At 52.7% G+C, this 12,416-nt stretch carries 9 protein-coding genes; 4 read left to right on the top strand and 5 right to left on the bottom strand.

Translation table 11 applies throughout. The features are described 5' to 3' along the window. Nucleotides 1-16: 16 nt before the first annotated feature. Genes NNO03_RS07160 through tamA form a run of 3 tightly spaced genes read right to left on the bottom strand, consistent with a single transcriptional unit; the run spans nucleotide 17 to nucleotide 5,870 of the window. Nucleotides 17-361, bottom strand: a complete 345-nt coding sequence (locus tag NNO03_RS07160) for a gamma-glutamylcyclotransferase (protein WP_048212859.1) — start codon at nucleotides 359-361, stop codon at nucleotides 17-19. 2 nt (nucleotides 362-363) lie between these two features. After that, entirely contained in the window at nucleotides 364-4,140 is a 3,777-nt protein-coding gene (gene tamB, locus NNO03_RS07155; protein WP_271449169.1) for an autotransporter assembly complex protein TamB, read from the bottom strand. Next, a complete protein-coding gene (gene tamA, locus NNO03_RS07150; RefSeq protein WP_271449168.1) occupies nucleotides 4,137-5,870 on the bottom strand; it encodes an autotransporter assembly complex protein TamA in 1,734 nt (577 codons plus the stop codon). The genes tamB and tamA overlap by 4 nt, the downstream gene beginning before the upstream one ends. 212 nt (nucleotides 5,871-6,082) lie before the next feature. Between tamA and msrA the strand changes: the two genes are divergently transcribed. Continuing rightward, complete coding sequence (gene msrA / locus NNO03_RS07145; protein WP_271449167.1) at nucleotides 6,083-6,721, top strand: peptide-methionine (S)-S-oxide reductase MsrA; 639 nt, start codon at nucleotides 6,083-6,085, stop codon at nucleotides 6,719-6,721. A gap of 296 nt (nucleotides 6,722-7,017) precedes the next feature. Further along, nucleotides 7,018-8,355: a hemolysin family protein gene (locus NNO03_RS07140; RefSeq protein WP_271449166.1), complete on the top strand. Its 1,338-nt coding sequence runs from the start codon at nucleotides 7,018-7,020 to the stop codon at nucleotides 8,353-8,355. Nucleotides 8,356-8,420: 65 nt separating this feature from the next. On the opposite strand, the gene NNO03_RS07135 is transcribed toward NNO03_RS07140, so the two are convergent. Continuing rightward, nucleotides 8,421-8,627, bottom strand: coding sequence for a DUF1107 domain-containing protein (locus NNO03_RS07135; protein WP_003025710.1), 207 nt, complete (start codon nucleotides 8,625-8,627; stop codon nucleotides 8,421-8,423). 326 nt (nucleotides 8,628-8,953) lie between these two features. On the opposite strand from NNO03_RS07135, the gene NNO03_RS07130 reads away from it, so the two are divergent. After that, complete coding sequence (locus NNO03_RS07130) at nucleotides 8,954-9,511, top strand: YtfJ family protein (protein ID WP_271440297.1); 558 nt, start codon at nucleotides 8,954-8,956, stop codon at nucleotides 9,509-9,511. On the opposite strand, the gene cysQ is transcribed toward NNO03_RS07130, so the two are convergent. Then, complete coding sequence (cysQ, locus tag NNO03_RS07125) at nucleotides 9,501-10,241, bottom strand: 3'(2'),5'-bisphosphate nucleotidase CysQ (RefSeq protein ID WP_271449165.1); 741 nt, start codon at nucleotides 10,239-10,241, stop codon at nucleotides 9,501-9,503. The two genes, NNO03_RS07130 and cysQ, sit on opposite strands and share 11 nt — an antisense overlap. A gap of 188 nt (nucleotides 10,242-10,429) precedes the next feature. Here cysQ and NNO03_RS07120 point away from each other — a divergent pair, with 188 nt between their 5' ends. Further along, a complete protein-coding gene (locus NNO03_RS07120; RefSeq protein WP_271449164.1) occupies nucleotides 10,430-12,373 on the top strand; it encodes a bifunctional 2',3'-cyclic-nucleotide 2'-phosphodiesterase/3'-nucleotidase in 1,944 nt (647 codons plus the stop codon). Nucleotides 12,374-12,416: the final 43 nt, after the last annotated feature.

The raw sequence follows: 12,416 nt of genomic DNA, 5'->3' as shown, positions 1-12,416 counted from the left end.
TCTCGTAGGCGATATATCAGTACTGGTCTCGGTCTAACCAGTTACCGCTTTCAATCAGCGTTAATCCCTCGACTGAACGTTGGTACACGTACATCCATGCACTTCCGTACGGCGTCTGAATTAACTGGCGTGCATATTCGCCACCTCGCGTACGCAGAGCGTCAAGCTCTGCCAGCGTGGCGTTGTCAATACGATAAACTTCCCCGTGTACTGTTCCATTTCCCGGAACGGCGCCTGGATAGTGGCCCAGGCTGTACAACTGGTAGTTGTCGATACTGAAATTTCCCAGCAACAGGGCATTGGTCATCCAGTGGCTGTTGCCTTGTTTGGTTCGTAAACTGCCGTAGACAAATATTCGCATTGCTAAAACTCGAACTGATAGAGCAAATCAAGTGCCTGATCTACGCCAGACACTGCTTCCAGATATAGCTTAGGCATCAGACGATAACGTAGCGTGAGTGTCGCTAAAGAGTCAAATATACCCACACCATATTTCACCTGCAGACCTGGCAGTACGTATCCGCTGACAACCACCTGAGAGGAGTCACCCACCCCTTGCGTGTCCAGTGCCAGATTGCTTACGCCAAATGTCTCCCCGATTTTACCCACAACCTGACCACTTTGTGCAACCCCCAGGCCAATAAGCATTGATGTCATCGCCGCACTATCGCTCTGTTCGCTATCGAGTCCTTGTCCGCGTAGCAGATAGGAAAGTGCCATTTGCTGCGACATCGCCGGGTCGGAGAAGATCTCCGCCTTCGGTTCATCGGCAGTACCAGTGACGCGAACACCGGCGATCACGTCGTCTTCGGTGGCATCTGGGTTACGAATTGCTTCTATGTTGAGTAACGGCTGATCCGGCGGACCGGAGAATAACAGCTCACCCTTACGCACAATCAAATCCTGACCATAGGCATGGAAACGCCCGCTCGGGATATTGATCTGCCCGTTCAACCCCAGCCCCTGCTTATCCTGTGCAACTTTCAGATCGCCCGTCAGACGCGCTTTCAGACCAAAGGCATCGATACGTACGTTGTTGCCTACATGAATGTTCAGGTTACTGTTGATCGGAATACCCGCGCTTTGCGGCTTCTCTGGCTGCAGGCTGTCGTTGAGCATCACCATGTCGCTGGACACTCCCACCGCGCTTTCCGGCAGGTCATGCACCACGATACGCGCCCACGGCACATCCACGTTGCCATCAAGGGTAAACAGGCTCGGCGTGGCTTCAAATTCCACATCCGGCGAGACATCCAGACGCACCATCGGCGGCACGGTGATACGCACGCGACTGCCTTTGGCTGCAACACGCGCCCGCCAGTTATCTATCTGGCTCCAGTCGGCATCGCCGCTGAGGTTAATCTGCCCCTGCTGCGTACGCACCACGCCCGCCAACGTCGAACGCGTTCCGTTAAAGTTCACAGCCAGCTGGCTGGGCTGCATGTCAAACGGCATAAAGTTACCGTCGATATCCAGACCGCTAAGCTGCAGTTGTCCAAGCAACTGCGGACTTTGCACATCGCCGCCCAGACGCAGGTTGGCGTTGATCATTCCCGCAGCTTTTTCGCCTCTGGAGAAGATGGGATTCACCATCGCCAGATTGAAGTTGCGGATATTCACATTACCGCCAAGATTACGTCGTCCCTGCGGATCGGTTACCTGCACCTGTCCGTCGAACTGCCCGTTATTGGTCAGGCGAATCAGCCATCCCAGCTCAGCACGGTTGTTGTGCAGGTCAGCGGTCAGGTTCAGCGTCTCAAACGCGACCGGTAAAGCAGCATCGTTTACGCTCTGGGTGACCTTCACGTTACGCCCACTTAGCGTGACCTGTCCCTGCGGCAGCCCCTCTTTGGTGGTGTCCCAGCTCACATCCGCTTTGCCACTGAAGACGCCGCTGGCCTGGGTTGTATCCGGCATAAACGGTTTCAGCATCGCCAGATCGAAACGGTTCAGATTCACCACCGCGCGACCTTCCGCACCCGCATCAATCGTTTGTGGCACGCACAGTTCCGCATTCGGGTTATTCCAGCAGTGTGGCCCAATGCTGATTTTCTGCTCCTGGTTACGGTAATCCAACGCAATCGCACGGTTAAGCGACCACGGACCGACCGGCGTCTGGAAGCGGGTATTGCTCAACGCCCCTTTCCAACGCTGTTCTTTGCGATCGAAGCTGCCGGCCAGATCCAGTTGCCCGGAAACCGGCTCCCCTTGAATGCGTAGCTGTAATTCATGCTGCTTTTCACTGCCTTTCGCGTTCAGAGTGACCAGCCCGATATTGACGTCAGGTTGCACAATCCGCTCTACGCGCACGTTGAGGCTGCCGGCGATTTGCTCCGCCGATTTCACATCGCCCTCGACGCGCACCTGAGCCACGGAAAGTTCCTGCCAGCGCAGGCCGCGAGCGGTGATATCCGCCAACAACTGTGGCGCTTCTACTGTCCCGCGAACTTTTACCAACCCTTTCGCCGTACCGCCTAATCCCGGCAGTGCGTTGTCCAGACTCGGGGCATCAATCATCGCGTCGAGATTGAGATCTTTAACCCCCAGTTCCCCTTTTACCTCCGCGCTGTTGCGCCCCAGTTCCAGGTGCAGGCCCGGAATGGTCCACTGCAGGTAGCTATTTCCCTTCAGTGAGCCGTTCACATTGACCTTATTCTGTTTCACATTCCCGGTCAGCTTAAGTTCCGGAACCTCCATCTGCCAGCTTCCGCCATACAGACTGCCGCGGGTTTTCACCAGACCATTCAGTTTTGACGGCCAGTCAGGGATCTCTTTTGCCGTATTGATGCCATCCAGCGTCAACTCTCCGCGCCAGCTAATGGCCTGCTGCCAGTCCACCAGCGCCTTCAGCTCGGTTTTTCCTTCCAGCGCCGCAATGCTGAGTTTGTCGAGATTGATCTGTTGTTCGTTACCTTTGGCATCCAGCGTAATGGTGGCCGGAGGGATATCCTGCCCTTTCACGGCGGTGCGCATCGATAACGTGTAGTCGGTCATTTTGCCGGTCAGCTTGAGCTTGATATCATCAGCCTGGAACTGCTTGTCGCCGGTGAACGGCCAGTAAACCTGTTTACTGTTCACCTCCAGATTGAGCGGTAACCCCGCTTCCGCCAGGCGCGTCTGCGCACGCAGATCCAGATCGACCGGACCGGAAAGATTGACGCCAACCTCCAGCTGTTCACGCAGTGCGCCGCCGACCTTCAGCTTCACCTTTTCGCCTTTTAACGGGTCGATGTTGAGTGTGCTGTTTAACGTAATATCGACCGGCCATGTGTCGGTGAGTTGTGCCGTGCCGCTGGCTTTTACTGTTCCCTGATTCGAGTCGATATCCAGCACATCAAGCTTCATGTTGCCGTCAATACTGCTTACTTTCAGCAGCATGTTATGTATCGCTAAATCCGTATCCCCGGTCACGCGCAGCTGCTCGCCGCGGAATTCTTCAATATTAAGATTGAGCGGCAGATGGACATCGGTCATCTCCGGTAGCACCGGCTTTGAGAACAGATCTTTTAGCGTTTCACCCAGCGGTTTTTCGTCCGGCTGCGGATGTTGAATCTTCGGTTCGACAACTTCTTCCTGCGCCACATCTGCCACTTTAGGCAGCGCGATCAGCAGCCCCTGTAATGACGTAGGCTTCAGGGTCAACGTTTTTTCCTGCCAATTGAGGCCGGACGTGAAATCCAGGACGGAAACCGTGGTGTCATCAATTTTGATATTGATGTTGTTAAGCGCCACGTGTGAAAGCGTGATGGGATAAGGCGTGGAAAGGTTGAGCGGCCCGCTGTCTTCTTCTGCAACCGGCGCGGAAGGCGGCATCTTTTTACTGTCGATCGCCACGTTGATATCTTTCAGCGACAGATCGTTGACGCACAGGCTGCTGTTCCACAGGCAGTTGAGTCCCACCGCCAGATGTACTTCACCGGCATTTACCGCCACACCGGGCTGGTCATAGCGGATATTTTTCAGCGACAGATCCCGCCAGCCGCCGGTAACCTGGCCAATCTCCAGCCCAGGCACCCAGCGATTAGCTGCCTTGAAGACCAGATGCAGACCGGAGGTTGTCCCCACCAGGAAAGCGACGGTACCTAACAACAGCAGGATAAAAACCAGCACCCCGAGGCTTATCTTCTTCCATAAACTCATAATTCAGGCCCCAGACCGATGTAAAACTGTAAACCATGTTCATCTTTGTCGCCTACAGGGACGGCAAAGTCGAGCTTGATAGGCCCCACCGGCGACTGCCAGCGTACACCGACCCCGGCACCGGTTTTGAAATCGCTTCTGCGGATATCGCTGACCGCTTCACCGCTATCGACAAACATCGCGCCCCACCATTTCCCGGTCACGTTGTATTGATATTCCAGCGAACCGGTCGCCAGCTTCGAGGCCCCTTTCAGCTTACCGTCACTGCCTTCAGGCGAAATAGATTTGTATTTGTAGCCGCGGATACTGCGGTCGCCCCCGGCGAAGAAACGCAGATCCGGCGGGACTTTGTCGAAGTCACCGGTTTCGATCCAGCCGAGGTTACCGCGCATCACAAAACGGTGTTTGTCGTACAATGTACGGATCCAGACGTTCTGCGCCTGGAAGACGGAGAAATCAACGTCTGAACCCCAGGCCGTATTGGAATAGTCAATGGAATAGCGCTGGGAATCCCCCCAGACAGGCATCAGGCCGCCGCGCGAGCGCGTCCGGCTAATCATCACGCCCGGATAGAGCAGCATCGTCGTGTTGGTGACGTCACCCTGGGTAAAGTGGTCGAGGCTCCAGCGCAGGTTGATTGCACGCTGCCAGCCACTCGACAGATCCCAATAGCGGGAGACCGCGAGCGTGGTAGAGTCCTGTTCGGTGTCGTTTAAATCGGTACGCTTAAATCCCCCCTGCACCAGGTAATACTGCTCCAGCGGGTTCTTTAACAACGGCATTTTATAGCTGAAATCAAGGACCTGCTCTGGCGCAGAAATACTGGCACTGGTGGTCAGGCTATGGCCGTAGGAGTTCATCCACGGCTTTTTCCACGAGGTTTTCAACCGCGGCCCAACGTCAGTCGAGTAGCCGGCCCCGGTTTCAATGGTATTTTCGGTGCGCGGCGAGACCACGCCTTTTAGCGGCAGTACTTTAGTTTCACGGGCTTTATCAAATTCAGGCGCCACCACCACGGAATTAAACCATCCGGTTGCCGAAAGGCGACGGTTTAGCTCAGCCAGATCTTTCGACTCGTACTCTTTACCCTCTTTGAACGGCACCAGGTTTTGCAGGTACTCATCGCGAATTTGCGAACCTTCAAAAGTGACATGGCCAAAGCGGTAACGCTCTCCGCTGTTGTAATCAATATCCCAGAATGCCTGGCGGCGATCGAGTGCAATTCCGAGCTGACTTTTATTAAATTCGCTGTCGAAATAGCCTTTACGCAACGCCACACTGGTGAGCGACTTTTTGAAGCTGTCATAATCGCCTTGATTCAGCACGGTGCCAATAGCCGGACGCGTCTTCAGCAGATCCAGGTAATCTTTGTCCGTACGCGCGCCGCCGCGCAGAATCACCTCGGTGCCGCCAATCAGCACCGGTTCGCCAGGCGTCACTTTGGCAATCAGCACCTGACGTCCTTTCGCCGGTGGTGGACGTAACTCAAAATCAATGGTCGGCTCAAAGTAGCCCAGCGCTTTTAGCCCTTCGCGGATAGCATCATCAACGCGCGCACGAAAACGCCGGTCTGGTGTGACTTCGTCACTCTGAATCGTGGACAGCTGCGCACGGACGTTTTTCTCCAGCGGTCCTGATAATCCTTCGACCTGTAAGCGAACATTCGCAGCGGCGGCGGAGCCACTTAAGCACAGTAATCCCACCCAACATAACTGACGGATATGTGGCACATTTTCTCCTGAATATCCTTTTTTCCCACCCCTGGAAAAAAATACTATGCCGTTCCTCGGCTTAACAAAAAATCAACAATAAGAGTTGAAAAACAGACGACAACCCAAATATTTCTTATGTTTAACTCTAGACGCATTCACACTATTTATTGTGGGCAAAGACGCGTCTCGTTACAACCTTAACCCAAATGACTGATTTCGGGAGAACGGCCATGAGTTTATTTGATAGAAAGCATCTTGTTACTCAAGCAGATGCGCTACCTGGACGCAATACCCCGATGCCGGTAGCAACGTTGCATGCGGTTAATCAGCATTCGATGACCAACGTGCCCGACGGCATGGAGATAGCCCTCTTCGCCATGGGATGTTTCTGGGGCGTGGAGCGCTTATTCTGGTCACTACCAGGGGTATACAGCACAGCAGCCGGATACACCGGTGGCTATACCCCAAACCCAACCTATCGGGAAGTGTGTTCTGGCGATACGGGCCATGCCGAAGCGGTACGCATCGTCTATGACCCGCATGTTATCAGCTACGAACAACTGCTGCAGGTGTTCTGGGAAAATCATGACCCGGCGCAGGGTATGCGTCAGGGTAACGACCAGGGCACTCAGTACCGTTCCGCGATTTATCCACTAACCCCGGAGCAAAGCGCAGCCGCGCAGGCCAGCCTTGAACGCTTTCAGGCGGCAATGACCGCAGCGGGCGACGAACGCAAGATTACGACGGAAATCAGCACGGCGACCCCGTTCTACTACGCCGAGGACGATCATCAGCAGTATCTGCATAAAAACCCTTATGGATACTGTGGTATTGGCGGCATAGGCGTTTGCCTGCCACCGCAGAATTAACCCGCAACTGCCCGATAGCACAGTGCTTATCGGGCATTTCCACGCCCTTAACGTGACCTCTGGCGGCTTTACAGTACCTTACGCTATACTAGCGTCTGAATTTACCGGCTCAACTCCACGAGCAGGTTTTCAATGAATTTTCCATTGGATTTATACTTTATGGATTTCGGGTTGCAGGACAAAACGTCATAGGTGTTTTGAACAGCGCTAGCGCTGGCTCCAACGCCCCTGCTGCTTGAAAGACGACGAGTACCAACTTCTCCCTTCCGAGGATCTGGCGTAACGCTGGATAAGATATGTTAAACAGTATTTTAGTCATTCTCTGCCTGATCGCCGTGAGTGCGTTTTTCTCGATATCCGAGATCTCGCTTGCCGCATCACGCAAAATAAAACTTAAGTTGCTTGCCGATGAAGGCAACGTAAATGCACAGCGTGTTTTGAAGATGCAGGAAAACCCCGGCATGTTCTTTACCGTCGTGCAAATTGGTCTTAATGCGGTTGCTATTCTTGGCGGTATCGTCGGTGACGCAGCGTTTTCACCGGCATTTAACGGTCTGTTCTCGAAATACTTTGCCCCAGAGCTGTCCGAACAATTGAGCTTTATTCTGTCGTTCTCCCTGGTGACTGGCCTGTTCATCCTGTTCGCGGATTTAACCCCGAAACGCATCGGTATGATTGCGCCAGAAGCTGTGGCTTTGCGTATCATCAACCCGATGCGCTTCTGTTTGCTCGTGTTCCGCCCGCTGGTATGGTTCTTTAATGGCCTGGCAAATAACATTTTCCGTCTGTTTAAGATCCCGATGGTGCGTAAAGATGACATCACTTCGGACGATATCTACGCCGTAGTAGAAGCCGGTGCATTGGCAGGGGTTCTGCGCAAGCAGGAACATGAGCTGATCGAAAACGTATTTGAACTGGAATCCCGTACCGTGCCGTCTTCAATGACCTCGCGCGAAAACGTTATCTGGTTTGATCTGCACGAAGACGAACAGAGCCTGAAGAACAAGGTGGCGGAACATCCGCATTCCAAGTTTCTGGTCTGTAATGAAGATATCGACCACATCATTGGCTATGTGGATTCCAAAGACTTGCTTAATCGCGTACTGGCAAACCAAAGCATGGCGCTGAATAGCGGTGTGCAGATCCGCAACACGCTGATTGTGCCGGATACGCTGACGCTCTCAGAAGCGCTGGAAAGCTTCAAAACCGCAGGCGAAGACTTTGCCGTCATCATGAACGAGTATGCACTGGTAGTGGGGATTATTACGCTTAATGACGTAATGACGACGCTGATGGGTGACTTAGTCGGCCAAGGTCTGGAAGAACAGATCGTCGCGCGTGATGAGAATTCATGGCTGATTGACGGCGGTACGCCGATTGATGACGTGATGCGTGTGCTGGATATCGACGAGTTCCCGCAGTCCGGTAACTATGAAACCATCGGCGGTTTCATGATGTTCATGCTGCGTAAAATCCCGAAACGCACCGATTCAGTGAAGTTCTCAGGCTACAAATTTGAAGTGGTGGATATCGATAACTACAAGATCGATCAGCTGCTGGTAACACGTCTGGACAGTAAACCGAGCGTCCTGGTACCGAAACTGCCGGATGCAAAAGAAGAGACCAAGGCGTAATCCCGCCAGAAACATCAACGGCTCCCATCAGGAGCCGTTTTTTTAACTACTGCATAGCACTTTGGTTAAGCCATCTCTGTCTGCAGACGCAAAACCTGACGGTTAACTTCGGACATAACAGAAAAATGCAGTTTGTCCTTCACTTTTGGGATAAGAATCTTACCCTTATCAAACTCAAAAGCGCCTACATCCTTGATATATAACCGTCCACGAAACAGGATCTTCACGTACTTCGCCACCTGCAGCGGGTTGTATCGTTGGAAAATTTTCATTGTATCTCCTGCTGAGCGTTACGCCTTTGCGGTACCACAATCGGTCCGACAATCCTCAGGCGCAAATTTTAATGCCTTATGACTATAGACTATCTGAACCATGTTTCCAGCGTGTATAAGTTTATTTACCTTCAGGTTACAATTATTCAGAATTATCTTTTCAACGCTTCGCTGTCTTCAGTATAAGCCTTCATTTTTCGCAGGATTTGTGCGCCCGTCCGCAAACTGGCATCGCGCTTGCGGGAAAAAGCATCATTCGCACATATGATTAAATTCCAGGCCCAAGTGGTCGGATCACCTGCAAAATAAAGAAAGAAGGAAAACCCATGACCTTACAAAAACTGCTGGCCCTGTCGTGCCTGCTGCTGCCGATGATTGCCTCCGCGCATAAGTTTGAAACCAACCAACGTGTACCGCCAGTGGGCATTGCCGATCGCGGCGAACTGATTCTCGATAATGATAAGTTTAGCTACAAAAACTGGAATAGCGCGCAGTTGCCAGGGAAAGTCCGCATTGTGCAACACATCGCCGGACGTACCTCCGCCAAAGAGAAAAATGCGACACTGATTGAAGCCATCAAAGCGGCAAATCTGCCGCATGATAAATACCAGACCACCACCATCGTCAACACGGATGACGCCATTCCTGGTTCGGGCATGTTCGTGCGCAGCAGCCTGGAGAGTAATAAGAAGCTCTACCCGTGGTCACAATTTATTGTCGACAGCGAGGGTATTGCGCGTAAAGCCTGGCAACTGGATGAAGAGAGCTCCGCTATTGTCGTTCTCGACAAGGACGGACGCGTACAGTGGGCAAAAGATGGTGCGCTAACGCAGGATGAGGTGCAGCAGGTTATCGCCCTGCTGCACAAATTGCTCAGTAAATAGAGACGCGGAAGCCGGGGTTAAGGAACGATTCACGCGGTGTGTAATCCAGAGGTTTTCCCTGCCAGTCGTGAACGTGAGCCCCGGCAGCGGCTGCAACCGCGTGGCCTGCTGCGGTGTCCCACACATTTGTGGGTCCAAAACGCGGATACAGTTGCGCCTGCCCTTCGGCAACCAGACAGAACTTCAGCGACGAGCCAATCGACGTGGTCTGATGTTCGCCCAACTGTTGCAGATACTCTTTTAGCTCATTGTCCGCGTGCGAACGGCTAATCACCACCAGCGGTGGACGGGCATCACGAACCTGGATTTGTTTGCGTACACCGCACTCTTCTTTCCACGCTTTGCCCTGTTCCGCGCTGTACATCACTTTCATCACAGGGGCATACACCACGCCCAGCACCGGCTTTCCCTTCTCGATAAGCGCAATGTTAACGGTAAATTCACCGTTACGCTTAATGAACTCTTTGGTCCCATCCAGTGGATCGACCAACCAGTAGCGCTGCCAGTGTTGACGAACATCCCAGCCAGGGGGTGCCTCTTCAGACAGAACCGGAATATCCGGCGTTAGTGCCAGTAACCCTTCGAGGATCACCGTGTGCGCGGCAATATCCGCCGCCGTGACCGGAGAATCATCCTGCTTGCTGGTAATCTCCATCGGTTTGAGTCCATCGTAGACCTGCATAATGGCATCGCCCGCGTTCCGTGCAAGCTGGCATACATGTTCTAGCATTCTCCACCTCGTTTCTGTCAGTGGTGTTAACTCGTTGTTTTACTTATACCCGATCGTCAAGGGATCCGCCAACTGTGATAGCGTCTGCGGTTTTAAACGCTATATTCATGTCATGATTCACAGTTCTGTAAGCAAGAAGATTTATATACATTTTCTTTTGTGGCTTAGATCTTAAAAGGATGCCCCTGATGATTAAGTTTAGTGCAACGCTTCTCGCCACGCTGATTGCAGCCAGCGTGAATGCCGCGACCGTCGATCTGCGCATAATGGAAACCACTGATTTGCATAGCAATATGATGGATTTCGATTATTACAAAGATACGGCGACTGAAAAATTCGGCCTGGTGAGGACGGCGAGTCTGATTAATGCAGCACGCAGCGAAGTCAAAAACAGCGTGCTGGTTGATAACGGCGATCTGATTCAGGGCAGCCCGCTTGGGGATTACATGGCTGCCAAAGGGCTTAAAGCGGGTGAAACACATCCGGTATATAAGGCGCTCAACACGCTGGACTACGCAGTCGGCAACCTTGGTAATCATGAATTTAACTACGGCCTCGACTATCTGCACAATGCCCTCGCTGGCGCGAAATTCCCCTACGTTAACGCCAATATTATCGATGTTAAAACCCAAAAGCCGCTGTTCACCCCTTATCTGATTAAAGACACTGACGTCGTCGACAAAGCGGGGAATAAGCAGACGCTGAAGATAGGTTACATTGGCTTTGTGCCCCCACAGATCATGACCTGGGATAAAGCCAACCTCAGCGGTAAAGTGACCGTGAACGACATCACCGAAACCGCACGTAAATATATTCCGCAGATGCGGGAAAAAGGCGCGGATGTAGTAGTAGTGATTGCTCACTCCGGTCTTTCTGCCGACCCGTATCAGACCATGGCGGAAAACTCCGTTTATTACCTCAGCGAAGTCCCGGGCGTGGACGCCATTATGTTTGGCCATGCTCATGCCGTCTTCCCGGGGAAAGATTTTGCCAACATCAAAGGAGCTGATATCGCGAAGGGCACGCTCAATGGCATACCTGCAGTCATGCCGGGCATGTGGGGCGATCACCTGGGCGTGGTAGATTTGGTACTGAATAACGATAGTGGTAAATGGCAGGTCACCCAGGCGAAAGCCGAGGCGCGCCCGATTTACGACGCCGCTGCGAAAAAATCACTGGCGGGCGAGGACCAGAAAATCGTTAAGATCCTGAAAGCCGATCACGACGCCACCCGCGAGTTCGTAAGCAAACCCATCGGTAAATCAGCCGACAACATGTACAGCTATCTGGCACTGGTACAGGATGACCCCACCGTACAGGTGGTGAATAACGCGCAGAAAGCCTATGTGGAACACTTTATTCAGGGTGACCCGGATCTGGCAAAACTGCCGGTGCTCTCTGCTGCCGCGCCATTTAAGGTCGGAGGACGTAAGAACGATCCGGCAAGCTTTGTGGAAGTCGAAAAAGGCCAGCTAACCTTCCGTAATGCCGCTGATTTGTATCTCTATCCCAACACCCTGGTGGTCGTAAAAGCCAGCGGTAAAGAGGTTAAAGAGTGGCTGGAATGTTCCGCCGGTCAGTTTAATCAGATAGATATTCACAGCAGCAAGCCGCAGTCGCTGATTAACTGGGATGGGTTCCGTACCTATAACTTTGACGTCATTGACGGCGTGGATTATCAGATTGATGTTTCACAGCCGGCCCGTTACGACGGCGAGTGCCAGACCATAAACCCGCAAGCGGAACGTATTAAAAACCTGACCTTTAACGGCAAACCTATCGATCCTGATGCAACCTTCCTCGTCGCAACCAACAACTATCGTGCCTATGGTGGTAAGTTCGCCGGAACCGGAGACAGCCACATCGCCTTTGCGTCGCCGGATGAAAACCGCGCAGTGCTGGCTGCATGGATAAGCGCTCAAACGAAGAGCGCCGGTGAAATCCACCCGGCGGCAGATAACAACTGGCGTCTGGCACCGATTCACAGCGATAAGAAACTGGATATTCGATTTGAAACGTCACCGTCCGATAAGGCCGCGGCGTTTATCAAAGACAACGGGCAGTATCCGCTGAAGAAAGTCGCCACCGACGATATCGGCTTTGCGATTTATCAGTTGGATTTGAGTAAGTAATTTTCGTGCCGGATGCGACGCAATAGCGTCTTATCCGGCCTAC

Origin of the sequence: Citrobacter sp. Igbk 16 (genome assembly GCF_028069755.1) — a bacterium.
Classification (GTDB): Bacteria; Pseudomonadota; Gammaproteobacteria; order Enterobacterales; family Enterobacteriaceae; genus Citrobacter.
Note: the sequence above shows the minus strand (reverse complement) of the source record. Positions and strands in the feature narration are given on the sequence as shown.